We start from the raw sequence: 24,552 nt of genomic DNA, 5'->3' as shown, positions 1-24,552 counted from the left end.
TTACATCTAGAGTTATTTTAACCAAGACATGTGTTTTTATTTACTTTTCTATACAAATGGAAAAATATCTAAGTGTTCCAATAAAATTTTCATGCCTATTAATATTAAAATAGCACCTCCAGCAAATTCTGCTTTTGATTTGTACTTTGTTCCAAAAACATTTCCTATTTTAACACCTATAGCAGATAAAACAAAAGTAACTATTGCGATAAATGACACAGCTGGTATAATATCTACTTGCAAAAATGCAAATGTTATACCTACTGCAAGAGCATCTATACTAGTGGCAATAGCAAGGATAACCATATTTTTGAATCCAAGTTGATTTACTTCTTCCTCACCTACAGCAGCTTCTGTTAAATCTACAATTCCACCATCTTCATCCTTTTCCATAGACTCTCTTATCATGTTTATTCCTATAAATGATAATAAAATAAATGCTATCCAATGATCTATGCTAGTTATATAGTCCTTAAATTGTATTCCTAAAATAAATCCAATAAGAGGCATTCCACCCTGAAATCCTCCGAAGTATAGACCAACCTTTGAACATTCTTTTAAACTTACCTTTTTGAGAGATAACCCTTTGCAAATAGATACTGCAAAAGCATCCATAGAAAGTCCTACTGATAATATGAATAACTCAATTAATCCCATATTTTTTCCTTCCTTCCATTTATTAAAATTTCATTCTACTTTGATATATTCTTCCCAAAATTCCCTTTGCTCATGTCGCCAACTAGATGTCTTGGCCAACTAAAAAAGACCCACCTATAGCCTTAGCTATAGATAAGTCTCATCATTCAAAACAAAGCCAGATAGTATAACTATCAGTATGTTGACTTTATTACACTATAATATTAGTGCCAACTACTCCCTTATCAAAGTATTTATTTATTTTAATATATTTTCTTTCGTTAGTCAATATTACCCTTATTTTCTATTTTAAACAATTTTTATAATATATATGTTAATATCAAAATAAAGAAGTAAGTAAAAAGGAGTTTATTCCTTTATACTTACTTCTACTTTTAGCTATATGTTATTTTTTATTTTCTAATTATTGTTGGCCTTTTCCAGCCATTTGTTGTTCTGCCATTTCAACAAGTTTTTTAGTCATGTATCCACCTACATAGCCATTTTCTCTAGCTGTAAGATTACCTTTATCAACTTGTTGATAGTTAGACATACCAAGTTCACTTGCTATTTCTAATTTCATTTGATTTAAAGCAGCTTTTGCTTCTGGAACAGCCTTTGTATTATTATTGCTAGTTGTCATGTTATTACCTCTTTCCTTTTTTAATATTTGTTTCTAGTAATATTATGTTACAATTGAGATTTAACATGTATGCAATTTTTGACAAATTTTTTAACAATTGATTCCAGCTAAATAAGCTGTTGAATAAGCTATTTGTAGATTAAATCCTCCAGTATATGCATCCACATCTATAATTTCTCCTGCAAAAAAAAGATTTTTTATAATTTTAGATTCCATTGTACTGGCATTAATCTCACTTACTTTAATTCCACCAGAAGTTACTATAGCTTCTTCTATTGGTCTATATCTCTTAACAGTAAAAGTAAGATTTTTTAATAGATGAACTAAATCCAATCTTTGTTTTTTAGATATTTGATTTACTTTTAAGTGCCTAGGTATTTCACTTAATTCAATTATTATTGGTATAAGTTTTTTAGGTAATAAATCATCTAACGAATTTTCAAAGTTTTTATTTGTATACTTTGCAAAATCTTTAATAATTCTTTTATCTAACTTTTCCTCATCTAGTGCTGGTTTTAAATCAAGAATAATTTTGTAATTTTCTTTACTAGTATCTTTCATTCTACAACTAGCAGATTTTATTATAGGTCCATCTAGACCGTATTTTGTAAATTCTAATTCTCCAAAGTCATCATATATTGTTTTATTTTTACTATTAATAACAGTGATAGCCACATTTCTAAGGGCTAATTTTTCTAAATCTTTAACAAAATGTTCTTGTACTTCAATACCAATTAAAGAAGGTTTTGGACTTATTATTGTATGTCCTAAAGACTGTGCAAACTTATATCCATCTCCTGTAGATCCAGTAAGAGGATAGCTCATGCCTCCTGTAGCTAGTATTACACTGTCACATTTTATTACTTCATTATTGTTATAAATGACTTTTTCTATTTTATTATCTTTTGCTATGATTTTATTAACCTTAGCGTTTAATATAATTTTCACTTTTTTATCTTTAACTTGTTTTTCTAAAGCTTTTACTACGTCTAGGGCTTTATCACTTTCTGGGAATACTCTTTTTCCTCTTTCAGTTTTAGTTGCAAGTCCAAGAGAATTAAACATAGTTATTGCATCATAGTTTGTAAATGTATAGAAGGCACTATATAAAAATTTACCGTTTGTAGGTACATTTTCTATTAATTCTTCCACATCACAATCATTAGTAATATTACATCTTCCCTTTCCTGTAATTAAAAGCTTTCTTCCTAATTTATGTTGTTTTTCTAAAAGTATAACACTGGCTCCATTATCCACTGCAGTTGATGCTGCCATCATTCCAGCCGGTCCTCCGCCTATTACTACTACCGTTTTCAAATAATCATCCTTCCTTATAAATAGGGAAATTTATGCTAACTTAAATAATTTAAATAATGCTGGAGCACCTGCAACACCCCAAAATACTACAAGTGTATATTTCAAATATTTGATAATATTAATTATTTCTTCCGCTTTATTAACTATTAAAGTATCTTCCACATAATTAAACAATACATAAACTGCTAATAATGATATTATCCCTACTATAAATCTAAGTATTTTTTTGCCTAAACCTTCATCTTTTGAAGTTTTCTTTGCAAATATATTCTTTTTTCTAGTCTCATTTTCTGTACCAAAGTTAATAAAAGTATCTTCTACCATATAACCTAGAGCAAAACCTGTGTAAAGACCAAACATTTTGTATAAATCTTCTCCACCAATAAAATATGTACAAACTCCAAATATTAACATTAATACAACTAATATATAGTAGTTTTTACTATCATCTATATAGTCAAACAATTTTATAAATAATATACTTAAAACTATACCAAATCCCCATGCAACAATTACGTCCATTGGCCAATGAACACCTAAGTATAATCTTGATATTCCTGCTCCAATAATCATTAATATTCCTATAATGTATATCCATGCTTTTCTAAATAAATACATTATAGAAGTCCAGAAAGTTGTAGCAGTTTGCGTATGTGCACTAGGAAAAGAATAACCTGGTGCAGTTTCGATTCTTAATGATTCTAATCCTTTTGTTCCTATAGGTCTTGGCATTTTAACAAAATTTTTAACCCCTGCATTTATATTTAAACTTCCGCAAAGAGAAAATAAAATTCTTTGCCCTACTTTTTTATTTATACACCAATATATTACCCCTGTTAATACAGTTATTACTGGCACTTCTGTGCATATAGTAAAGAATGTAAATATACTTGTAAGTAACTCATTTCTTATACTTTGTAAATACATTAATATGTCCAGCTGTGATCCCATAATTTACCACCTTTCAATAAAATACTTCCTCTTTTTCTATTTTACATAATTTTTAAAAATAAATATATATTTTTTGACAATAAATATAATATTTTGTTATTTTCTTATAATTTATATTTTGCAATATGTTAAAAGGAGTATAAGATTCACTCTTATACTCCTTTTTTATTATGTTCTTATATATCTTCAACAATACCTATATAAGGAAGATTTCTATATTTTTCAGCGTAATCTATCCCATATCCAACTATAAATTTATCTTCAATTATATATCCTACATAATCAACTTTAATATCTGATGTTCTTCTTTCTGGTTTGTCTAATAATGTACAAAGTTTTAATGATTTTGGTTTTCTAGTTTTTAAAGCAGCAACTAAAGAACTTAAAGTTAAACCTGAATCAATTATATCTTCAACTATTAATACATTTTTATTTTCTATATCTACATCTAAATCTTTTATTATTTTAACTGTACCTGATGAAGCAGTTGCTGTTCCATAGCTTGAAACAACCATAAAGTCCATTCTTACATCTAAATTTATCTCTCTTATTAAGTCAGCACAAAAAACACTAGCACCTTTTAGTATTCCAACTACTAGTAACTCTTCTCCAGCATAATCTTTTTCTATTTGATTTGCTAGTTCTTTAACTTTATTTTTTATTTCTTCCGCTGAGTACATAACTCCATTTAATTTATACATAATTTCCTCCCAGTAATGATGAATCATATTCATTATAACATATATTTTACCTTTTTCAAACATTTTCATTCGTGTTTTATCTTGCATTTTTTGTTATATATTTCATGTATTGTATTAGTACAATATTCTTTTTATTTTTGTACATATCTACATATATTTAATTTATACTATACTATATTAAGAATCAAAAAAAATTGGAGGGCTAATTATGAGTGTAAATCATGGTGCTAATTTGTATGATTTGTCAAAACAATATGGTTTTTCTAAAGATGAATTTTTAGACTTCAGCTCTAATATTAATCCATTTGGCACATCCACTTTAGCTAAAGAATATGTAATTAATAATATAAATATGGTATCTGTTTATCCTGATCCAGAATATGCGGCATTAAAAAAATCAATTTCATCTTATTGTAGTTGTAATGAGGATAATATGGTTTTAGGAAGCGGTGCTACAGAACTTATTTCATCTTTTATAAGTACTATTTCTCCTAAAAGAGCTGTTCTTCTTTCTCCTGCATACTCAGAATACGAAAAAGAACTCAATAAAATTAATTGTGAAGTAGTTAAATATTTTTCTAGAGAATACAATGATTTTAAAATAGATACTGTGGAATTTATAGATTTTATAAATAAACATGAATGTGATTTAATCGTCATATGTAATCCTAATAATCCAACAGGTTTCTCTTTTTCTAAATTTGAAATAGAGATTATACTAAAGAATACAAATGCTTTTGTTATGGTTGATGAAACTTATGTTGAATTTACAAATACTAGTATTTATTCTTCTACACCTTTAGTTGATCAATATGATAACTTATTTGTAATTAGAGGTACATCTAAATTCTTCTCAACACCTGGTATTAGATTAGGATATGGCTTAATTGGAAATGAAGATATAAAAAATCAAATCAACAAAAATCTTGACTTATGGAATATAAATATTATTGCTTCATCTATGGGTGAAATAATGTTCACCGACAATAATTATATTGAAACTTGCGTAAATGTAATTTTAGATGAGAGAAATTATCTATATAATTCTTTATGTGAGTTTAATAATCTTACAGTTTACGAAAGTAAAGGCAATTTTATATTATGCAAATTAAAAGGTAAAACTATAACTGCTAGTGAACTTAGAGAAAAGTTGATACCTAAAAAAATTATAATAAGAGACTGTGAATCCTTTGATGGACTTGATGAATACTTCTTTAGAATATGTGTCTTAAAACCCGAAGATAATAGATATCTTATTAATTCTTTGAAAGAAATTTTATACTAAATTTATAATAATAAAAAGGACATACTATATGTCCTTTTTATTATTGCTCAAAATTATAAAAAATTCGCTTCGCTCATGTCGCCAACGAGATGCCTTCGCTATCGCTTCAGGCAACGACCTTGCTCAAAATAAATTTTTACTTATTTTCATTTAAATATTTTATAATAGCGCCTTTTGCAGCTTCATCTGCTAAATCATTGTACACACTTTCATTACTATGTGCTTTTACTTTTACAAAACAAATATTCAATTCTTCACTCATTTTTTCCATATATCTTACATATTCTTGAGTGTATTTATTCTTTGCCTGCCACTCACCACTAGCCCATAGAGCTATATTTTTTAGGTCATGATAAATAGCTATGTTTTTTTTCCCTAATTCTTTTGCCTTATTTATGGCAACCTTAACTGATTCTAACTCTCCTACTATATTCCATTGATCCCATTTGTCATACCCTGCATTATAGTAAGTATCATGAGAATTATTATTATGGTCAAGTACAATTACTCCAGATCCAAAAACTTGATTTCCTCTGTCATAGCTTCCATCAACAAAAGCAATAAATTCATAATCATTAATAATTTCTTTTGGATTTATATATGATTTATAAGTTTTAACTTTTGCAGTACTTCTAATAGGCGCTACATCATAGCCTTCTTTTAGTTCTTTTGTATTTGTAGTAGTATTTTTCTTAATTGATGTTTTTTTCTTAGCTGTTTCTTCTTTTTTCATAGCATTTATATTATCATCGCCAATAAAAGCCATGGCTTCTTCAATAGTAGGAAAACTTTTGTATTTTGCTCCTTTATATCCTGTTACCTGTGCAGAACAGTCAGCCCAAGTAAAATATATTCCTGGAGTTTTTCCAACTTTAACTGCATAGTACTTCTTTTTTGACATATTAAAATTCCTTTCATTTATGAATTATAAACACATATTATAATATCATTAATAATACTAAATTATATAATTAATATCTATAAGAATTATTTATTTTTTCAAATACATAATCATTAACATGTACAAAATACTCTTTTGTTCTTTCTTTTGCATGCTCTATCGTATCATAATCCATAGTATTAAATATTTCTTTTAATATGTTTTCTGTTGACTCCAACTCTTCTATATAAACTTTTTCAGCAAAGTTTTTACTCATATTTTTCATTTGTAGAAAGATTTGTTTAAGAGTTTTTACAGTTGCTTCAATAAATTCTAATTCAATATTTCCTGATAAAAATGCTTCTTTAAGTAAAAAAATATTATAAGAATTTTCTACTCCTAAATTTCTAATAAAATCATCAATAGTCAAATTATATTGATTGTATTTATCCATTTTTCTGTACTGTTCAATCATTTCTAGTGAAAATTCTATATCTTTATAATCCTGAGAAAGCTTCTTATAAAATTCATAAGTATTTTTATTGGTACATGAAAAATATATAGTTTCTAAATCTTTAAAATCGTACTTCTTCACCATTTTCCATGCTGCATAATAAGCTATATTAGCTGACTTGTTTAAAGGAAATTTATTATTTCCTGAGCTGATTGAAGGAATTGCTATAGTTTTATTATCATATTCTACTGCCATATCTATAGAGTTTTTATAACAGGAATATAATAAATAACATTCATCTTCATACCCATCTTCCCATTTAGGTGTACAGGTGTGAACTATACTTTTTACATTTAAATCATATCCTTTTGTAATAATACAGTTGCCTACTTGGCAACTTCCACTTTTGGATAATTTTTTACTAAGTTTTGGTCCAGCATTCTTTTGAATTAACTTATCAAGTCCATAACTACCACTAAAACACTCATCTGTTGGATTAACAATAGCATCTACTTTAATATCTATAATTTCTTCTTTTATAATCTTAATTCGATTATCTATATTGTCCATATATACCCCCCTTTCAATAATAAATTATTTACTTTTTTAACATTTTCTATAAAAAAGCATAAAATCCCTTTTTATTATTGACTACATAATTAAATTTAAACATTTTTGTTAAAATTATTATAATATCCTGGTAAGTAAAAAAAGTTAGACAAATCTAACTTTTTACATATCATTATCTTCCACCAATCCGATGGAAACTTCCATATAAGATAAATTTTTATATCTATATACTTCTCTTTTAAAAAATATTTTTACTATTAATTTTAATATTCTCATGTTAGACCTCCGCTGACTTTAGCCATATCTAACTTTTACGTTTTAGGTGTAATATATATTATGAAAAATAAATATGTGGGTGACTAATAATGCAAATCATATAAAAATTAACTATTAGAAACATATATTTTAATATAACATTGTTTATAATATCCAATATTTTATAATAATAGAAATATATGATAAAATGTTATAAAAAAGGAGTTTTCATAAATGGCAGATTTTAAATACGATATAGTTGAACATTTAGGAGTGTTATCTGAAAATGTTAAAGGATGGACAAAAGAGTTAAATCTTATTAGTTGGAATGGGGCTAAACCAAAATATGACTTAAGAGACTGGGGTCCAGAACACGAAAAAATGGGTAAAGGAATTACTTTAAATAATGAAGAATTTGAAGCCTTAAAAGACATAATTAATAATTTATAATTAGCAAATCACTATTTTTAAATAAATTTAAAGTAAAGCAAAAAGCTGATTTAAATAAGACTTGTTCTCTTATTTTTAATCAGCTTTTTTTATAGTAATGTAAAAATAATTATTATTCTATACTTGGCTAAATTCTTTTTTTTCCTCGTTTGATTTAACACATAAGGTTATAACTTTTCTAAATTCATTTTCATTTAGTTGAGCTTTATCAAATCCTTTACATACCCACATTTTACTATTTTTAATTTCATCCATAGGACTATATTTTCCTAGCCAGTTATCAGAACTATGAAATTCTTTGTCGTGATATATAGTAGAAATTAAACCTTCCTCTAATCTGTACCTTTCTTTTAATTCTTCCACTTGAAAACATACAAACTCAAATCTTTCTTTCATATAATCACTTATTTTTTCTTCCAAAATTGATTCTACTTCCATATCTCTAAGTTGTGTATATTTACTTTTATTAACTTTATCATTAAAGTTTATATTCCAAATATATAGATAATAGTGCTCATTATAAGATAAAATAGACTTTCCTATATTTTTTCTAAAAAAGCTACTATCCTTAAATCCATTTTTATAGTGATTCTTAATTCTAACTATTAATTTATTATACTTATCATGAGTACCTATTCTTACAATCCTGTCCATATCCTTATATTTTTCTTTTTTATCTAAAACTATATAAATACCATTGGTAAAGGGAATTTCATCAAAATTATTGTGATTATATCTTTTCATAGAATTAAAAAGTATATGTAGCTTTTCTCCATAAGAAGTCTTCCCTCTATCTTCTTCATTTAACTCTTCTCTCAAAAAATTTATATTTTCTTCTTTACTCAATAATATCTCCCCCTAATTTATAATACATAAAATATTATTCCAAATAAGTGTGCTATACTTCCAAGCAACACAAATACATGGAAAATACAATGCATATAACTTTTATTCCTTCCTATTCCATATAAAACAGCTCCAACTGTATAGAATATTCCTCCTGCTAAAATATACATAAATCCATTCCAAGTAAGAGCCTTAATAGCTACAGGAACTACTACAATTATTCCCCAACCCATTACTAAATTGCATATCATTGAAAATATTTCGTATTTCTTTAAATCAATTGCATTAAAAGTAATTGCTATTAGAGCAAGTGACCATTCTACAATAAATATACTCCATCCTACTACTGGATCTACCACTCTTATGGCACAAAGTGCAATAGGAGTATATGTACCAGCTATCAAAATATAAATGGCACAGTGATCTAATACCTGAAAAACCCTCTTTGCCATACCATCTTTTAAACCATGGTATATGGAAGACATGGAATATAATAATATCATGGTAATTCCATATACTACTGATGTACCTATCGCCATAATATTATGATGCCACGATGCAATTACTACACATAATATTAAAGCTATTACACCAATAGCCCCCCCTACTATATGAGAGATATAATTAAATCTCTCCTCTGCTATAGAATAGTTAGGTAACTTTCTATCAATTAACTTCGTTCTCATATTATTCCTCCTACTTCTTTTCAAGTCATTTTTGTATAAAAATATATACATTTTGTACACACTAATTATAGTACGATTTTTAACTTTACAATTCCTTCTTATACAGAAATCTCTTTCGTACTTTAAATCATTTAAATTAATTTAAATTACCACAATTTATTTTGAATGTCAAAAACTCAGCTTTACAATATTTTTTCATAATGATAGTATATTTTATAATAAGTAATAATTGGAGGATTAAAAATGATAAAAATAGTATGTGATAGTATTTCTGATGTACCACAGGAAATACTTGAAAAATATAATGTTGACATAGTGCCTTTAACAGTAATTTTTAATGATAAAGAATATTTACCTGGAGAAAATTTAACAATAAAAGATTTTTATAAGATGCTTAGAGAAAGTGACAGCATGCCAAAAACTTCTCAAGCTACATATGTACAATTTAAATCTGTATTTGAAAAATATGATGAAAATACACAAATAATTTATATCGCTGGATCTTCAATAGCTTCTGGAACTTATCAAAGTGCCATGCTAGCTAAAAATGATGGTCATGACAATGTTTCTATTTTTGATACAGAGAATTTATCTATAGGTAGTGCTCTATTTGTAATAAAAGCATGTGAAATGGTTGAAATGGGTTACTCTGTTAATGATATTCTTTCTGCTTTAGAAAATTATAAAACTAATGTTGAAATGACTTTCTCTGTAGATACTTTAGAGTATTTAAAAATGGGTGGCAGAATTTCTTCTACTAAGGCTACCATTGGAAATTTATTATCAATCAAACCTATTTTAGAAACTAAGGATGGCTTAGTCTCACAAAAGTCTCAAGTTAGAGGTAAAAAACAAATTTACTCAACTTTAGCAAAAACTATAGTAAATAGATTTGGCAAAGATTTAAAAGATAAAACCATTATTTTAGGTCGCGGAGACAATGAAGATGATTTAGCAATCATGAAAGAAGCTTTAGAAAAGGAAGCTGAAGTTAAAAATATTTATTTTGTTAATATAGGATGCGTTATCTGTTCTCATTCGGGACCAGGAGTTATAGCCATATCTTGTATGTAATAATTTTAAGAAAAAAAATATCAAAATAGAATTAGATAGTTGCCAAGTATATACTATCTAAAACTATTTTGATTTTTAATAATACAACTTTTAATATGTTTTTTCAATAAACATATACAGTCCAAGTAATATTTTTAATCCTTTATACCAATATAAATACTTCTTAAGTATTTATAGGTATAGTATACTCTATCTATAATTTCATGTATGTTGTTTAAACAACACTATTCAAGAATTTCAAATTCATTTTTCTTAAATTTTATAATCCCCTCTTGTTGCATGAGAGATAGCTCATGGGATAAAACACTTCTATTTACACATAAGTAATTAGCTAATTGGTCTCTATCAAAAGAAATTTTAAACTTATTGGAGTTGGTATTCTTTTTTTGAATTAATAAATAAGTTAGAATTTTATCTCTTATACTTCGTTGTGATGCTAATTCTATTTTATGACATCTTTTTGCACAAGTATTTGCTAAGCAGGTAATAATATTTTCATAAATATTACAAGCATCTTTTCCTGATAAAATTATTGCCTTTTCTAATGTTTTTTTATTAATTTTCAAAATAAAAGATGGTTTAGTTGTATAAACATTATAAAAACTATTTTGGGATGGTGTACATAATATATCCAAGGCAAAAACTTCATGAGTTTGCAACTTTGATAATAAAGTTTCACTACCATCAGGACAATACTTACATACATTAACTTCGCCTTCTAGTATTATGCCTAAATAGTCAATATAATCATCTTCTTTTATAACCATTTCTCCTTTTTTTATAAATACAACTTTATAAACTAAAGAAGATAAGAACTTTTTAATAGCATTTTTTTCTAAATTTTTAAATATTATAGAATTTAAACATATCTCCGTAACTCTATCTTCATTAAAATCCATCATAATAACCGCCTCATCTCCCTTAAGTAATTATAGCATTTTTGTATACAAAACTGCATAATTTGAAACATCAACTTTTATATCAAAAATAAACAGATGAGCTTACACTAAACTCACCTGCTTATTTTAATTACATATTAAATTTAATAAGGTTTCATTAGGAGGTACTATTGGATAAACATCATAATCAGTATTTATTACACACTCTAAAAATACAGGTTTATCTATATTTATCTCACTTAAAACATTCTTTAATTCTTCCATATTTGTTGCTTTATAACCATCTATTCCATAGGCTTTGGCCAACATTACATAATCAACACTAGGATCCACATCAGTTTCTGAATACCTCTCCCTAGAGAAAAGTTTTTGCCACTGTCTAACCATCCCTAAGGTAGAATTATTAAAAAGTAATATTAGCATAGGTATTTTATAAGTAGAAACGGTAGCCATTTCATTACAATTCATTCTAAAACTTCCATCTCCTGTAACCAATACTACATTTTTACTTGGTACTCCAAGTTTAGCTCCTATGGCAGCGCCTAAACCAAATCCCATAGTTCCAAGACCTGCAGATGTTATAAAACTTTTACCAAGAGGAAAGTTCCAATACTTGGCAGTCCACATTTGATGTTGACCTACATCTGTGACTGCCACTGTATTATCTCCCATTCTCTTATTTACTAAAGATAATATATTTTGTGGATGGAACTCTTCTTCACCCATTATATTTTCTTTGTCTTCATAAGTTTTTATTTCTTTTTTCCAACTAGAATTATTCTTTTTATCCACTTTATCATATAATTCTTTAAGTAATGAAGATAAGTCTCCTACTAAATCAACTTCTGCTTTTATGTTTTTATTTATTTCAGAAGGATCTATATCTATGTGAATTACTTTGGCATTTTTTGCAAATTCAGAACTTTTGCCTATTACTCTATCACTAAATCTAGCTCCTATAGCTATTATTAAATCTGAGTTAGATATGGCTAAATTTCCCTCTTTACTTCCATGCATCCCTAACAAGCCTAAGGATAAATCATCTCTTCTATCTATATCACCAAGACCCATTATTGTATTTAATACAGGGGTATCAATTTTCTTTGCAAAATCCACTAGTAATTTTTCCTCATCAGCAGATTTTACACCACCTCCAGCATATATTATAGGTCTTTTACTTTCTCTTATTAAATCACAAGATAAATCGATCTTCTTCTTATTTTCATACTCTTCTTTTAACTCATATTCATTTTTTAAAGGATTTTCTAAATTAGATGGAAGATAATCATCCATATCAAAGTCAACTTCTGTCAACATTAAATCCTTTGGTATATCTATTAATACAGGACCTTTTCTTCCACTATTAGCAATTTCAAATGCTTTTCTTATGGTTTTTGGCAAGTCTTCTGCTTTTCTTATTAAAAAGTTGTGCTTTGTTACTGATAAAGTAACACCAGTTATATCTATTTCTTGGAAAGAATCTTTTCCTAGCAAAGCTGTAGGTACTTGACCACTAAAACATACTAGTGGAGAAGAATCCATATAAGCTGTAGCTATACCTGTAATTGCATTTGTTGCTCCTGGACCTGAAGTTAAAAAACATACCCCTACTTTTCCACAACTTCTTGCATATCCATCAGCTGCATGAACTGCTCCTTGCTCATGAGAAGTTCTCACATGATTTAATTTATCTCTATAGTCATATAGAGCATCATAAAGAGGTATTACTGCTCCTCCAGGGTAACCAAATATAGTATCTACCCCTTCCTTTATAAGACATTCTAATATTACTCTTGACCCATCCACCTAATTTACCTCCTTATATATCAATCTTATTTTTTTAAGAAAGTCATCATACTTCTTAAAGTTCTACCTGTTTCTGATATTTCTGCATGATATTGTTGTGTTCTTCTATTTAAGAAGTCTTCACATCCATCCTCATTTTCTTGTATCCACTCTTTTGCAAATTTCCCATTTTGTATATCTGTAAGTACATCTTTCATAGCCTCTTTAGACGCATCATTTATTACTCTAGGTCCTGATACATATCCACCCCATTCAGCTGTATCACTAACTGAATAGTTCATTCTCTCAAGTCCACCTTCATACATTAAATCAACTATTAATTTCATTTCGTGTAAGCATTCAAAGTAAGCAACTTCTGGTTGATATCCTGCATTTACTAAAGTTTCAAACCCAGCTTTTATTAACTCTTCACAACCTCCGCAAAGTACTGCTTGCTCTCCAAATAAATCAGTTTCAGTCTCTTCTTTAAAAGTAGTCTCTAAAACTCCCGCTCTAGTTCCACCTATTCCCTTTGCATAAGCAAGAACAGTGTCTCCAGCATTTCCACTTGCGTCTTGATATACTGCAAATAAGCAAGGCACTCCGCTTCCTTCTTTATAAACAGATCTTACTAAGTGGCCAGGACCCTTTGGCGCTACCATTACTACATCCACAAATTCTGGTGGATTTATTAAGTTATAATGTATATTAAAACCATGGGCGAAAGCTAGTGTTTGACCTTCTTTTAAGTTATCTTTTATATGTTCATCATATATTTTCTTTTGAGCCGTATCTGGCATTAAGCACATTACTATGTCACTTGTTTTTGTAGCGTCTGACACACTTAATACTTCAAATCCATCATTTTTTGCTTTTTCTCTTGATTTACTAGTATCATGTAATCCTACTACTACTTCAACACCACTATCTTTAAGGTTTTGTGCATGTGCATGACCTTGACTTCCATATCCAAGCACTGCTACTTTTTTCCCTTTTAAAGCATCCATTTTTACATCTTGTTCATAAAACATTTTCATTTTCATTTACCCCCTATGTTTAGTTAAAATTTATAGTTATGAATTTATCTATATAGATATTACTTCATATCAATTTAATTACTACATTACTTTTAAATCAGATACATCATGTAGTTTTCTCATATAATTTATTACATCATCTAAAGATGTTGTTTCGTCATTTATTGTTAAGTGCATTCCACAGTTTTCTGCTGACATACTCATCGACTCTACTTCTAATTCTTTTCTTCTAAGAGTCATAGCTACCCTCAAAAATGAATCCATACCTTGATTTAAACTTGCATATACATCTCTTTTCATATAAATTACCTCCTAATTAAATCTTTACAATTTTATTTAAAATTTGCTTAGCTCTTAACTTTTTATGTAGCTTATATAAACTAAGTAGGTTTTTATATATTCTTAAAATTAAAAAAACTTCCGCCATTATAAGCAACATTTATTTGCTTATAAGGACGAAAGTTATATTCCGCGGTACCACCTTATTTATAACCTAAAAAAATATACAGGTTATCTCTCATTTATTCTAGTCAGAGCTAATCTTAACTATAGCTAAGTAACGCTAGCATACGTTCATATTTACTGAGAAAACTTTTCAATATGAAAGCTGGGAGTGATCATTATATACTTAAATTAACACCAATTCTCAGCAACATTGGCTCTCTGTAATTAATTAGAACAAGTATTTTTGTCTCCGTCAAAGCTTTTAAATTTATTAATTTCAATTTATAACAGTAATTATATGCATGTTCTTATTTAATGTCAACCCATTTTTAAAAATTTTCTGAATTTTCTTTTTAATATACAATCTACATAAATTTGTCAAAGTGACTTTATCACTGTATTTCACATATAAAAATATTATAATACTTTTAAATCATTAAGGAGGAAATTTAAATGGCAAAAATAAAAAGAAAAGCAATTATAGATAAAAATCACTGTGTAGCTTGTGGTACTTGTGTAAAAGTATGTCCTTTTAATTTAATACACATAGAGCAAGGTGTCTTTGCAGAGATAAACTTAGATAAATGCGTAGGATGCGGAAAGTGTGCAAAATCATGTCCTGCGTCGGTTATAAATATAGAAAAAGTGGAGGTAGAAGAATAATTATGAATAACAAAAAAAAGAAATTCACCGATTATATGTGGATAATAAGTCTCACATATTTAGCTTTAGGATTCTTTAATATACTATTTGCTTGGATAGGTTTATTATGTTTCTTAATACCTTTAATAATATCTCTATCCGGTCACGGTAAAACTTATTGCAATATTTACTGTGGTAGGGGGCAAATGTTAGACTTAATGGGAAATAAGTTAAAATTATCAAAAAATAGAGATATTCCTAAATTTTTAAGAAGTAAGTGGTTTAGATATGGATTTTTAGCATTCTTTATGATTATGTTTGTAGCTATGTTATTTAATACTTACTTAGTATTTAATGAAACAAGAGGATTAAAAGAAGTTGTGAAATTACTTTGGACATTTAAAGTTCCTTGGGCATGGACTAATACTAGTATGGTAACTCCATGGGTGGCTCAATTTGCCTTCGGATTTTATAGTATGATGTTAACATCAACAATCCTAGGAATAATAACAATGTTATTATATAAACCAAGATCTTGGTGTGTTTATTGTCCAATGGGAACTATGACACAATTAATATCAAAAGCAAAATATACTGATAAAAGTAATACATCATGTAACAGTTGTAGTAGCTGTTCAAGTAAAGTTAGTTAAAATTGGGATTATAAATTATGCACAAAATAGGCATCACCTTATATTAAAGGTGATGCCTATTTTATATTACAATTATTTATTTTTATCACACCATATTTTGCATATATGTGCTTTTTTGCTACAAAGTACATTTTTAGAGCCACATGAAGGACACTTTTCTTTATCTTGTAAATAATTTATTTCATAAGTATTGTCACAATCAAGGCATTTAAATTTACAGAACTTCGCTCTATAATTTCCACCATCTATTCTTATGGCCTTACCCTGAGTCAAAGCTATTGCAACTTTTTCTCTAGCTGAATCTATAATATTTTGAAAAGTTTGTCTAGATACTTTCATTTTTTCTGCGCACTCTTCTTGATTTAATTTTTCAATATCTTTAAGCCTCATGGCTTCTAGTTCTTCTAACTTTAGTATTACTTCCTCTAATTCACATTTAGATTTATCTATGGGAGTAAAATAAGTACTCTCTGGGAAAAAATCTACTGTTCTAACTTTTGTTGGTCTTGCCATCTAAACTCCTCCTTACATTTGGAACATAGTCCTTTAAAAATAATATCTATGTCATATATATCCAAATCATTTTCCATTTCTGCTTTATCTTTTAATTCTAAGCATTGTAAATTAATATCTTTGCTTTTAATATCAATTATACTATTACATTTAGAACATTTAAAGTGAATATGAAAAGGATCTTTGCTAAATATTTTTAGTTCAAAATATCCTACGCCATTGATATTTATTTCTTTAACTATCTCCAATGTTTTGAGAAGGTTTAAAGTTCGATTTTATTCATTACAGTGACCTTCATGCATGTGTTCTCTACAAACACTTCCACTTGATACTAGGGTTCCATCAGTATATTTGTTTATTATATCATCAGTTGATCCACTAGCTCCAACTATTACATTTATATTATTATCTGCAAATAATTGTTGGGCTGTTTCTCCCATACCACCAGATATAATGATATTTACATCTAAATCTTTTAAAAATACGGGTAAAAACCCTGGTCTATGACCTGGATTAGCAACAAACTCTTTTTTTGCAACACTATTATTTTCTATATCATATATTTCGAACCCTTCACAATGACCAAAATGACCACTTACACACTTATTTTCACTTGCAACTGCTATTTTCATTTTACATACCTCCATTAATTTATTAATTATATTTTAATTATTTTTTTAATATTGTTTAACATGTCCTCTATAGCCTCTTTTGCTGGACTATTATTATAATTAGTTATTGGCTTTAATTCATTGATAGATTTTATAACCATGTTATCGTAAGGAATTCTTCCAACAAGATCAATATTTTTACTTTTTAAGTATTCTACTATTTCTTTTGCCATATCTTCGTTAATATCATATTTGTTTATACATGCCATAGTAAAAATCCCAAAATGATTACAAAGCTCCACAACCCTTGTCAAATCTTTAATCCCTGATTTTGTAGGTTCTGTTACTACTAATACTGCATCACTTCCTGTTATGGAAGATATTACAGGACAACCAATTCCTGGAGACCCATCTATTATAGTAAAACTATCATTATCATTAACTCGTGATGCATTTTTTCTTAATTGGCTTATTAATTTTCCAGAACCATCACTTCCAATTTCCATTTCTGCTCGAGATATTACTCCTTGATCCACTTTACTTAAAAATACATCTGCTGTCTTTTCATCTTTTAATTTTATGGCTTCATAAGGACAAACTAATGTACATGCTCCACATCCTTCACATAAAAATGGATCTATTTTGCAATTTTTAATAGCTGAAAATTTACATACTGATTCACATTTATTGCATTGTTTACATAAGTCTTTATTTATTTCAGCTTTTTTGCCGCCAATAAAACTACTTTCTTCTATATTCTTTCCTTTGTAAAACAGATAAAAATTAGGTGCATCCACATCACAATCAACTCTTGTTACATCATTAATTAATTCACTTAATGCTGTTGCAATAGTTGTTTTTCCAGTTCCACCCTTGCCACTTAATACAACTAGTTCCAAGGTAGCACCTCCTTTAATCTATTGGAAAGCTCGTCAAATATTTGCTTGTAATTTGAATTATTATATAGCATTTCACCTTTAGAATATATTTTTGCAGCTTCTTTAGCATAAGGTATACTTCCTAATAAGGTGATTTTTTCATTTGTGCAATATTCTTTAATTATGTTATTTTCCTCATCATCTTTGTTTAAAACTATATAAAATGGAATTTTATATAGTTTTACAAGCTCCACTGCCATTTTTAAATCATGAAGTCCAAATTGAGATGGTTCTGTTACAAGTATGGCTACATCTGCATAGTTAAGTACATTTACCACATTGCAAGACGTTCCCGGAGGACAATCAATTAAATTAGTACCCTGTGGGAGGTTTTTCAAAAGTGTTTTAATAACAGGTACAGCCATAGGCTCCCCTACATTTAAAACACCTCTGATACAATTTAAGTTATTGCCACTACCTCTTTCTATTTTACCAATCTCTCTTTTTCCATATGATATAGCATCAAATTTACAACTTATTTGACAAGCTCCACAACCATGACATAATTTATCAAATAAAAGTATCTTATTATTTAATTTTGCAAGAGAATTAAATTGACATGTCTCTACGCATTTTCCACAATTTGTACACTTATCTTTATCTATAATGGGATATTCCACCATAACCTTTTCCTCATTATGTATCTTGGGATTTAGAAATAAAAAACCATTAGGTTCTTCCACATCACAATCTATATAGTTACTTTTTAGTACTAAAGACAAGTTTGTTGATACAGTTGTTTTTCCTGTTCCACCTTTTCCGCTAAGTACAGCTATATTCATTGTCAATTCATCTCCTATAAAATACTATCCGTGATGTGGTGCTCCACAAGAGTTTATTTCTTCAAGTTCTTTATTATTATACTTTTCGATAACTTCATCCATTGGTAAACTAGCACATTTGTATGCTTTTATATTAGAATCGCTAATTATATCAAATGCGTTTGGTCCAAGAGCTCCTGTAATAATAACTTGAACTTTTTCGTCTATTAATTGATTAGAAGAAGCAATACCAGCACCACCAGATGCTGTAAAACCTTTATTGTCAATTACATTAAATTCTTTACTTTCTGTATCATAAATTTGAAAATAATTACATCTTCCAAATCTTTGATCTAGTGAGCTGTCTTTTGTTGTTCCATTTGTAGAAATTGCTATTTTCATTTTAATAAACTCTCCTTTTTATTTAATTATTATTTAATTCATCAATTATATTTTTTAGATTCCACTTTGTTATTAGCATATGCTAATTAAATATTAGCACCATTTATAATTATTGTCAAATGCCAATAACTATTTTTTTCGTAAAAAAATAGAGGATATTTATTATCCTCTATTCTTTCTAATTATAAAATCGCTTCTAAACTTTCATCCTGATTACTTATTAATTTTTCTGCATTTTTTATACTGCTATAAGTTTTATATCCACCATCTATGTTTGAAGTATTATATCCATATTGATTTAAAATAGTACATCCAATATATCCTCTTAGGCCAACTTGACAACATACATATATTTTTCTATCTTTAGGTATTTCATTTAATCTATCTCTTAATTGCCCCAGTGGTATATTCACAACATTTGGTATTGAACCATTTGACACTTCATATTCTTCTCTTACATCAAGTATGTATTCTTCATTTTTTACTAAATCTTCAATTTCATACCACTGTGTATTTTCAACTATATTTTCCATGATATTGGCACCACAGTATCCCATCATATTTACAGGATCTTTTGCCGAGTTGTAAGGTGGTGCATAACAAACTTCTGTATCTTGCAAGTCATATACTGTAAATCCAGCTTTAATTGAGTTTGCTATTAAATCAATACGTTTATCTATACCATCTTTTCCCACACCTTGTGCTCCTAATATTTTTCCTGTCTTAGGATCAAATAACATCTTAAAAGAAATTTGTGTTGCACCTGGATAATATCCTGCATGAGATGCTGGATGAATATGAATTGCTTCATAAGGTATATCTAAATCTTTAAGAGTTTTTTCATTGTTTCCTGTGGCTGCAACAGTTAAATCAAATACTTTTGCTACTAATGAACCTAAAGTTCCTTTATATTCCACGTCTTTTCCTGATAATATATCTGCTACCAATCTACCTTGTCTATTGGCAGGCCACGCTAAAGGAATCATAGTAGGTTTTTTATTTACAAAATCTATAACTTGTACCGCATCTCCTATAGCATATATATCTTCATTTGAAGTTCTCATCTTACTATCTACTACAATAGCTCCCTTTTCATTCACTTCAATGCCAGCTTCTTTTGCTATTTTACTTTCAGGTGTTACTCCTATGGAAAGAATAATCATATCCGTTTCTATTTCTTTTCCACTTTTTAAAACAACTTTTTTGCCATTATTCTCAATTTTAGCAGGTTTATCTTTTAATATTAATTTTACACCTTTCTCTATTAAATGAGTATGAAGTACACTTGCCATCTCATAGTCAACAGGCTTCATAACTTGATCTCTAGAGTGAACTAATGTTACTTCTACTCCTCTTTCATGTAAATTTTCAACCATTTCTAAACCTATAAATCCACCACCTACTACAAGAGCTTTTTGTGGTTTATTAATATCAACATAATTTTTTATTTTATCTGTATCTGGAATATTTCTAAGGGTAAATAAATTTTCACAAGATTTTATTCCTTCTATATCTGGTATTTTAGGCATTGCCCCTGGTGAAAGTATTAACTTGTCGTAAGTTTCTTCGTATACTTCTTTAGTTTTATGATTTTTCACCTTAACTTTTTTATTATTTTTATCTATTTCTATAACTTCACTTAAATTTCTTACGTCTAGTTTAAATCTTTCTTTCATGCCTTCTACTGTTTGAACAAGAAGAAAACCTCTATTTGTTATACTATCTCCTATGTAATATGGAAGACCACAGTTGGCAAATGATATATATTCTCCCTTTTCAAACATAATAATTTCAAAATCTTCATTTAGTCTTCTAAGCCTTGCTGCTGCAGATGCTCCACCTGCTACTCCACCTACTATTAGAACCTTTTTAGACATTAAATTTCCCCCTTAATAATTTTATCTATTCATTTATATTATAGTCCAAATATATATCATTTCTCATTTAATAAAGACTTATAATTAAATTAATTTATTATGACAAAGGATAATGGGATGAAAGTTTACTTACTATAAATTTTAATCTGTATCATAATTTACTGAACATGACTGATTCTTGCCTCTACTTTTTGCTTTATATAGTGCTTTATCAACATCTATTATAAGAGAATCTATATCATAATGAGAAAACTCTCCATAACCTATGCTCATACTTATTCTACCAGCTGGTGTTATTATTTCATTACAAATATCCACCAAACGTTTAGATATTTTAGAACACTCTTTATGATTTGTATTAGGAAGAAGAATTAAAAACTCTTCACCACCCCATCTATATATAGTATCATTTTCTCTTAAATTATCTTTCATACATGTGGAAATTTGCTGAAGAACTATATCTTCAACTTTATGACCAAATTTATCATTAACTTTTTTAAAATCATCTATATCAATTAGCATTATACTAATGGGTAAATTATTTGTATCTGCTAAATATTTTTCTTCACAAATTATTTCATCAAATTTTCTTCTATTATAACATTGTGTTAAATTGTCTATAAAAGCTAATTCCTTTAATTTTTTTGTAATGTGTACTTTTCATAATAACTAAAATGCAAGGCATAAGATATTATAATACATGAAATCATAATAATTGGTATGACCGTCATATACATATTATAACTTATTGTATTTTTAAAAAATAACAAATCAAGAATAACAGGAACTATGAAACCTAATATGAGATGAGATAAAATATATTTAAAAGGCATGCCATAAGAAACAATTACCAAACTTGCATTATATATTATAAACCCATTAAGACTATAATTTACTCCATTGTATAAATTTTTAACTACAAATAAATATAATATTAATAAATAAAACATAGCTAAAAATATAGATCTTGATAGTACTTTATAATTATCTGTATATTTATATGGAATATAATAAAAAAGAGGTGTTAACAACATAAGCATCCTAAATAAAAAAGCAGTTTTGAAACCTTGTGGATCTACTGTATAATCCCATCCACAATAAAGAAAACTTGCTATACTATAACTTATGATAGAAATTAACGTGTCATTTTTATATTCTTTATTCTTTGATTGTAAAAACTCTTCTTTTTCATCAAGAAACTTTATTTTTAACATTTATTTATATCTCCTCAAATATTGTAAGTTCAATTAAAATGATACTATACCCCAAATTCAAAGTCAATTTCAAGAATATTTTAAATTTAATTTTATATTTTAATTTTTTCACACAATTATGTACATAAATAAAAAAAGCTATCTCATAATAATTATTATGGATAGCTAGTAAATTCATTTTTATAATACAGTTACTAATATACCACCTTCTGATGTATAAGTTCCCATAACTGAACCAATTTCAGTTATGATAATCTCTTCAAAACTATGATTTTTTAATATCATTTCCTTAGCTTTTTCGGCTTTTTCTAAACAGTTAGCATGAGCTATTCCTAATGATGTATATTTTCCATTACTAATAATATCACTGGTTTTTGCTATAACTTTTTTGATGGAATTATTACATCCTCTTGCTGAATCTATTGGTTTTACAACACCACCACAAACTTTTATTATTACTTTCATATTTAAAGCATTTATTAGCTTTCCTGCTATTGGATTTACTCTTCCACCTTTGATAGCGTTTTCTAAGGTTTCCAAGGAACCATAGAAGAATTTATCTTTCTTCAACTTTTCGATTGTATCTACTACTTCTTCAAAACTCTTTCCTTCTTCTATTAATTTAGCAGCTTTTACTACAAGCTGTCCTTCTCCTATAGATCCTAATTCTGTATCTATTACAGCTATTTTTTTATTAGGATTTTCTTCTAACATCATATTCTTAGCAAGAAGTGCTGATGTGTAAGTACCTGATAAACCTAATGCTATTGTAAGTACTATGACATCCTCATCACCTTTATAACTTTGCATAAATTTTTCTGGTGATGGACATGAAGTTTTAGGAAGTTCCTTTGAATTTCTCATTCTTTCATAAAATTCTTTTTTATCCAATTCCCCATCTATGTATACATCTTCCCCGAAAGAAATATTTAATGGTACTACTTCTATATTATATTTATCAATTATATCCTTATTTAAATCACAACAGCTATCTGTTATTATCTTAATTTTATTCATAAATTTACTCCTTATTTATATAATAGGTTAAGTCAGTCGTCCGACCGATAATTAATTTAATTATATTATTTGATTAATTCAATGTCAATCTATTATTATTATTATCATTTTTTTATTTTTAAATATATTTTTTAATAAAAAAATAAAACCTCTATAGTTACTTTGTATCATACTATAAAGATTTTATTTATTTTTTTCATTTAAATTATGGTCTTCTTGCGCATATGTATTTTTTTTCATAATATCCAGTTAAAGTTGACTTTTTTACTCCGTCTCTTGGATTAGATGCATGTATAAATTCATTATTTCCTATATACATACCTACATGACTTACTCTTCCTTTACCCATTGTATCAAAGAACACTAAATCTCCTACTTGTAAATCTTTTTTGTCAACAGCTTTTCCATATTTACTTTGTTCATATGATACCCTTGGTATATTTTTACCTAAAGCCTCTTTATAAATATATTGAGTTAGTCCTGAACAATCAAAATTGTTTGGTCCTGTTGCTCCCCACACATATTTTTTCCCTAATTGTTCTTCTAATAAGTCTATAGCTTTATCCATTTTAGTATTACTTGTTGAATTACTATCCCCAACTGATATTTCTATATTTGCTATTGTGTTAGCTTTGTCTGACTGAATATCTTCAGGTTTTCCATAGTTTACATTTATATTTATTCTATCTGAATTTATACTTCCAAGAAGTGTAGTAAGTGCATTTAAATCATTAGAATATAAATTATCAGAATATAAATTATTATTATTTAAATTACTAATATTACTTAATAGATTTCCTGTGTTATTACAAGAAGGACAAGAACCTCCTAAATAATCAGAACCTAGTAAACTATTTGATAAAATAGAAAAAAAGTCATTTGATGAATCACCTGATGAACTATTACTACTATTTATACTTGAACTAGTGCTCATTGCCTGTAGCAGTCTACTTACAGCTATTTGATTAATTTCACTCATATCTTACTCCAATTTATAATTTGTTTTTCTAT

29 protein-coding genes and 1 other annotated feature are annotated in these 24,552 nt (G+C 27.8%); of the genes, 5 read left to right on the top strand and 24 right to left on the bottom strand.

Annotated features, from left to right (window positions below; all coding sequences use genetic code 11):
- Positions 1–48: 48 nt before the first annotated feature.
- The 5 genes from TVTCOM_RS05370 to hpt all read right to left on the bottom strand — a co-directional run bounded on the left by TVTCOM_RS05370 (position 49) and on the right by hpt (position 4,248).
- Positions 49–657, bottom strand: a complete 609-nt coding sequence (locus TVTCOM_RS05370; RefSeq protein ID WP_434798819.1) for a manganese efflux pump MntP — start codon at positions 655–657, stop codon at positions 49–51.
- 403 nt (positions 658–1,060) lie between these two features.
- Positions 1,061–1,279: a small, acid-soluble spore protein, alpha/beta type gene (locus TVTCOM_RS05365; RefSeq protein ID WP_434798818.1), complete on the bottom strand. Its 219-nt coding sequence runs from the start codon at positions 1,277–1,279 to the stop codon at positions 1,061–1,063.
- A 90-nt stretch (positions 1,280–1,369) separates the two neighbouring features.
- Entirely contained in the window at positions 1,370–2,596 is a 1,227-nt protein-coding gene (locus tag TVTCOM_RS05360) for an NAD(P)/FAD-dependent oxidoreductase (protein ID WP_434798817.1), read from the bottom strand.
- Between the two features lie 30 nt (positions 2,597–2,626).
- Complete coding sequence (locus TVTCOM_RS05355; protein WP_434798816.1) at positions 2,627–3,547, bottom strand: phosphatase PAP2 family protein; 921 nt, start codon at positions 3,545–3,547, stop codon at positions 2,627–2,629.
- Between the two features lie 176 nt (positions 3,548–3,723).
- Entirely contained in the window at positions 3,724–4,248 is a 525-nt protein-coding gene (gene hpt / locus TVTCOM_RS05350) for a hypoxanthine phosphoribosyltransferase (RefSeq protein ID WP_434798815.1), read from the bottom strand.
- Between the two features lie 208 nt (positions 4,249–4,456).
- On the opposite strand from hpt, the gene TVTCOM_RS05345 reads away from it, so the two are divergent.
- Entirely contained in the window at positions 4,457–5,533 is a 1,077-nt protein-coding gene (locus tag TVTCOM_RS05345) for a pyridoxal phosphate-dependent aminotransferase (protein WP_434798814.1), read from the top strand.
- A 136-nt stretch (positions 5,534–5,669) separates the two neighbouring features.
- Here TVTCOM_RS05345 and TVTCOM_RS05340 read toward each other — a convergent pair whose 3' ends face one another.
- Together TVTCOM_RS05340 and TVTCOM_RS05335 are read right to left on the bottom strand one after the other, a co-directional pair.
- On the bottom strand, positions 5,670–6,434 hold the full coding sequence (locus tag TVTCOM_RS05340) for a ribonuclease H1 domain-containing protein (RefSeq protein WP_434798813.1): 765 nt from the start codon (positions 6,432–6,434) through the stop codon (positions 5,670–5,672).
- A gap of 70 nt (positions 6,435–6,504) precedes the next feature.
- On the bottom strand, positions 6,505–7,437 hold the full coding sequence (locus TVTCOM_RS05335) for a macro domain-containing protein (protein WP_434798812.1): 933 nt from the start codon (positions 7,435–7,437) through the stop codon (positions 6,505–6,507).
- 489 nt (positions 7,438–7,926) lie between these two features.
- Between TVTCOM_RS05335 and TVTCOM_RS05330 the strand changes: the two genes are divergently transcribed.
- Entirely contained in the window at positions 7,927–8,142 is a 216-nt protein-coding gene (locus TVTCOM_RS05330) for a YdbC family protein (RefSeq protein ID WP_434798811.1), read from the top strand.
- A 117-nt stretch (positions 8,143–8,259) separates the two neighbouring features.
- Here TVTCOM_RS05330 and TVTCOM_RS05325 read toward each other — a convergent pair whose 3' ends face one another.
- Together TVTCOM_RS05325 and trhA are read right to left on the bottom strand one after the other, a co-directional pair.
- A complete protein-coding gene (locus tag TVTCOM_RS05325; RefSeq protein ID WP_434798810.1) occupies positions 8,260–8,988 on the bottom strand; it encodes a hypothetical protein in 729 nt (242 codons plus the stop codon).
- 17 nt (positions 8,989–9,005) lie between these two features.
- A complete protein-coding gene (gene trhA / locus TVTCOM_RS05320) occupies positions 9,006–9,674 on the bottom strand; it encodes a PAQR family membrane homeostasis protein TrhA (RefSeq protein ID WP_434798809.1) in 669 nt (222 codons plus the stop codon).
- Positions 9,675–9,917: 243 nt separating this feature from the next.
- Between trhA and TVTCOM_RS05315 the strand changes: the two genes are divergently transcribed.
- Positions 9,918–10,748 (top strand): DegV family protein, encoded by an 831-nt coding sequence (locus TVTCOM_RS05315; protein WP_434798808.1) that lies wholly within the window; start codon positions 9,918–9,920, stop codon positions 10,746–10,748.
- A gap of 224 nt (positions 10,749–10,972) precedes the next feature.
- Here the strand turns inward: TVTCOM_RS05315 and TVTCOM_RS05310 are convergent, their stop codons facing one another.
- The 4 genes from TVTCOM_RS05310 to TVTCOM_RS05295 form a co-directional block, all read right to left on the bottom strand.
- Positions 10,973–11,650: a Crp/Fnr family transcriptional regulator gene (locus TVTCOM_RS05310; RefSeq protein ID WP_434798807.1), complete on the bottom strand. Its 678-nt coding sequence runs from the start codon at positions 11,648–11,650 to the stop codon at positions 10,973–10,975.
- A 123-nt stretch (positions 11,651–11,773) separates the two neighbouring features.
- Positions 11,774–13,453 carry a biosynthetic-type acetolactate synthase large subunit gene (gene ilvB / locus TVTCOM_RS05305; RefSeq protein ID WP_434798806.1) on the bottom strand — a complete coding sequence of 560 codons (1,680 nt, stop codon included), beginning with the start codon at positions 13,451–13,453 and terminating at the stop codon, positions 11,774–11,776.
- A 26-nt stretch (positions 13,454–13,479) separates the two neighbouring features.
- Complete coding sequence (gene ilvC, locus TVTCOM_RS05300) at positions 13,480–14,475, bottom strand: ketol-acid reductoisomerase (protein WP_434798805.1); 996 nt, start codon at positions 14,473–14,475, stop codon at positions 13,480–13,482.
- Positions 14,476–14,550: 75 nt separating this feature from the next.
- On the bottom strand, positions 14,551–14,769 hold the full coding sequence (locus TVTCOM_RS05295; RefSeq protein WP_434798804.1) for an ACT domain-containing protein: 219 nt from the start codon (positions 14,767–14,769) through the stop codon (positions 14,551–14,553).
- A 148-nt stretch (positions 14,770–14,917) separates the two neighbouring features.
- Positions 14,918–15,179 (bottom strand) — a binding site (T-box leader).
- Between the two features lie 187 nt (positions 15,180–15,366).
- Here TVTCOM_RS05295 and TVTCOM_RS05290 point away from each other — a divergent pair.
- Together TVTCOM_RS05290 and TVTCOM_RS05285 are read left to right on the top strand one after the other, a co-directional pair.
- Positions 15,367–15,576 (top strand): 4Fe-4S dicluster domain-containing protein, encoded by a 210-nt coding sequence (locus TVTCOM_RS05290; RefSeq protein ID WP_434798803.1) that lies wholly within the window; start codon positions 15,367–15,369, stop codon positions 15,574–15,576.
- 2 nt (positions 15,577–15,578) lie between these two features.
- Positions 15,579–16,208, top strand: coding sequence for a 4Fe-4S binding protein (locus tag TVTCOM_RS05285; protein WP_434798802.1), 630 nt, complete (start codon positions 15,579–15,581; stop codon positions 16,206–16,208).
- 72 nt (positions 16,209–16,280) lie between these two features.
- Here the strand turns inward: TVTCOM_RS05285 and TVTCOM_RS05280 are convergent, their stop codons facing one another.
- From TVTCOM_RS05280 to TVTCOM_RS05230, 11 genes are all read right to left on the bottom strand, one after another.
- On the bottom strand, positions 16,281–16,721 hold the full coding sequence (locus TVTCOM_RS05280) for a DUF134 domain-containing protein (protein ID WP_434798801.1): 441 nt from the start codon (positions 16,719–16,721) through the stop codon (positions 16,281–16,283).
- Positions 16,691–16,969: a transcriptional repressor gene (locus TVTCOM_RS05275; protein ID WP_434798800.1), complete on the bottom strand. Its 279-nt coding sequence runs from the start codon at positions 16,967–16,969 to the stop codon at positions 16,691–16,693. Before TVTCOM_RS05275 ends, TVTCOM_RS05280 begins: the two co-directional genes overlap by 31 nt.
- A gap of 27 nt (positions 16,970–16,996) precedes the next feature.
- Entirely contained in the window at positions 16,997–17,353 is a 357-nt protein-coding gene (locus TVTCOM_RS05270) for a NifB/NifX family molybdenum-iron cluster-binding protein (RefSeq protein WP_434798799.1), read from the bottom strand.
- 26 nt (positions 17,354–17,379) lie between these two features.
- Positions 17,380–18,231, bottom strand: a complete 852-nt coding sequence (locus tag TVTCOM_RS05265) for an ATP-binding protein (RefSeq protein WP_434798798.1) — start codon at positions 18,229–18,231, stop codon at positions 17,380–17,382.
- Entirely contained in the window at positions 18,222–19,052 is an 831-nt protein-coding gene (locus TVTCOM_RS05260; protein WP_434798797.1) for a 4Fe-4S binding protein, read from the bottom strand. Before TVTCOM_RS05260 ends, TVTCOM_RS05265 begins: the two co-directional genes overlap by 10 nt.
- Positions 19,053–19,076: 24 nt before the next feature.
- Complete coding sequence (locus TVTCOM_RS05255; RefSeq protein ID WP_434798796.1) at positions 19,077–19,433, bottom strand: NifB/NifX family molybdenum-iron cluster-binding protein; 357 nt, start codon at positions 19,431–19,433, stop codon at positions 19,077–19,079.
- 182 nt (positions 19,434–19,615) lie between these two features.
- Positions 19,616–21,310 carry a CoA-disulfide reductase gene (locus TVTCOM_RS05250; protein WP_434798795.1) on the bottom strand — a complete coding sequence of 565 codons (1,695 nt, stop codon included), beginning with the start codon at positions 21,308–21,310 and terminating at the stop codon, positions 19,616–19,618.
- 141 nt (positions 21,311–21,451) lie between these two features.
- The gene (locus TVTCOM_RS05245) at positions 21,452–21,931 is read right to left on the bottom strand and encodes a GGDEF domain-containing protein (RefSeq protein ID WP_434799720.1); all 480 of its coding nucleotides are present in this window, start codon (positions 21,929–21,931) and stop codon (positions 21,452–21,454) included.
- A 14-nt stretch (positions 21,932–21,945) separates the two neighbouring features.
- Entirely contained in the window at positions 21,946–22,524 is a 579-nt protein-coding gene (locus TVTCOM_RS05240) for a hypothetical protein (protein ID WP_434798794.1), read from the bottom strand.
- A 180-nt stretch (positions 22,525–22,704) separates the two neighbouring features.
- Positions 22,705–23,541, bottom strand: a complete 837-nt coding sequence (locus TVTCOM_RS05235) for a DegV family protein (RefSeq protein WP_434798793.1) — start codon at positions 23,539–23,541, stop codon at positions 22,705–22,707.
- A gap of 205 nt (positions 23,542–23,746) precedes the next feature.
- Entirely contained in the window at positions 23,747–24,520 is a 774-nt protein-coding gene (locus TVTCOM_RS05230; protein ID WP_434798792.1) for a C40 family peptidase, read from the bottom strand.
- Positions 24,521–24,552: the final 32 nt, after the last annotated feature.

The organism is Terrisporobacter vanillatitrophus (assembly GCF_051148895.1).
GTDB classification, from domain to species: Bacteria; Bacillota; Clostridia; order Peptostreptococcales; family Peptostreptococcaceae; genus Terrisporobacter; species Terrisporobacter vanillatitrophus.
The sequence above is the reverse complement of the archived record's forward strand: the minus strand, read 5'-3'. Positions and strand labels throughout refer to the sequence as shown.

Bases quoted from the DNA above. Each gene is read 5' to 3' on its own strand.
- TVTCOM_RS05230 (WP_434798792.1), bottom strand. From the start codon at position 24,520: ATGAGTGAAATTAATCAAATAGCTGTAAGTAGACTGCTACAGGCAATG.
- hpt (WP_434798815.1), bottom strand. From the start codon at position 4,248: ATGTATAAATTAAATGGAGTTATGTACTCAGCGGAAGAAATAAAAAAT.
- TVTCOM_RS05240 (WP_434798794.1), bottom strand. From the start codon at position 22,524: ATGTTAAAAATAAAGTTTCTTGATGAAAAAGAAGAGTTTTTACAATCA.
- TVTCOM_RS05285 (WP_434798802.1), top strand. From the start codon at position 15,579: ATGAATAACAAAAAAAAGAAATTCACCGATTATATGTGGATAATAAGT.
- TVTCOM_RS05270 (WP_434798799.1), bottom strand. From the start codon at position 17,353: ATGAAAATAGCAGTTGCAAGTGAAAATAAGTGTGTAAGTGGTCATTTT.
- TVTCOM_RS05260 (WP_434798797.1), bottom strand. From the start codon at position 19,052: ATGAATATAGCTGTACTTAGCGGAAAAGGTGGAACAGGAAAAACAACT.
- TVTCOM_RS05335 (WP_434798812.1), bottom strand. From the start codon at position 7,437: ATGGACAATATAGATAATCGAATTAAGATTATAAAAGAAGAAATTATA.
- TVTCOM_RS05290 (WP_434798803.1), top strand. From the start codon at position 15,367: ATGGCAAAAATAAAAAGAAAAGCAATTATAGATAAAAATCACTGTGTA.
- TVTCOM_RS05295 (WP_434798804.1), bottom strand. From the start codon at position 14,769: ATGAAAAGAGATGTATATGCAAGTTTAAATCAAGGTATGGATTCATTT.
- TVTCOM_RS05345 (WP_434798814.1), top strand. From the start codon at position 4,457: ATGAGTGTAAATCATGGTGCTAATTTGTATGATTTGTCAAAACAATAT.
- TVTCOM_RS05310 (WP_434798807.1), bottom strand. From the start codon at position 11,650: ATGATGGATTTTAATGAAGATAGAGTTACGGAGATATGTTTAAATTCT.
- TVTCOM_RS05280 (WP_434798801.1), bottom strand. From the start codon at position 16,721: ATGGCAAGACCAACAAAAGTTAGAACAGTAGATTTTTTCCCAGAGAGT.
- ilvC (WP_434798805.1), bottom strand. From the start codon at position 14,475: ATGAAAATGAAAATGTTTTATGAACAAGATGTAAAAATGGATGCTTTA.
- TVTCOM_RS05255 (WP_434798796.1), bottom strand. From the start codon at position 19,433: ATGAAAATAGCAATTTCTACAAATGGAACAACAAAAGACAGCTCACTA.
- TVTCOM_RS05250 (WP_434798795.1), bottom strand. From the start codon at position 21,310: ATGTCTAAAAAGGTTCTAATAGTAGGTGGAGTAGCAGGTGGAGCATCT.
- trhA (WP_434798809.1), bottom strand. From the start codon at position 9,674: ATGAGAACGAAGTTAATTGATAGAAAGTTACCTAACTATTCTATAGCA.
- TVTCOM_RS05315 (WP_434798808.1), top strand. From the start codon at position 9,918: ATGATAAAAATAGTATGTGATAGTATTTCTGATGTACCACAGGAAATA.
- TVTCOM_RS05330 (WP_434798811.1), top strand. From the start codon at position 7,927: ATGGCAGATTTTAAATACGATATAGTTGAACATTTAGGAGTGTTATCT.
- TVTCOM_RS05235 (WP_434798793.1), bottom strand. From the start codon at position 23,541: ATGAATAAAATTAAGATAATAACAGATAGCTGTTGTGATTTAAATAAG.
- TVTCOM_RS05365 (WP_434798818.1), bottom strand. From the start codon at position 1,279: ATGACAACTAGCAATAATAATACAAAGGCTGTTCCAGAAGCAAAAGCT.
- TVTCOM_RS05355 (WP_434798816.1), bottom strand. From the start codon at position 3,547: ATGGGATCACAGCTGGACATATTAATGTATTTACAAAGTATAAGAAAT.
- TVTCOM_RS05340 (WP_434798813.1), bottom strand. From the start codon at position 6,434: ATGTCAAAAAAGAAGTACTATGCAGTTAAAGTTGGAAAAACTCCAGGA.
- TVTCOM_RS05370 (WP_434798819.1), bottom strand. From the start codon at position 657: ATGGGATTAATTGAGTTATTCATATTATCAGTAGGACTTTCTATGGAT.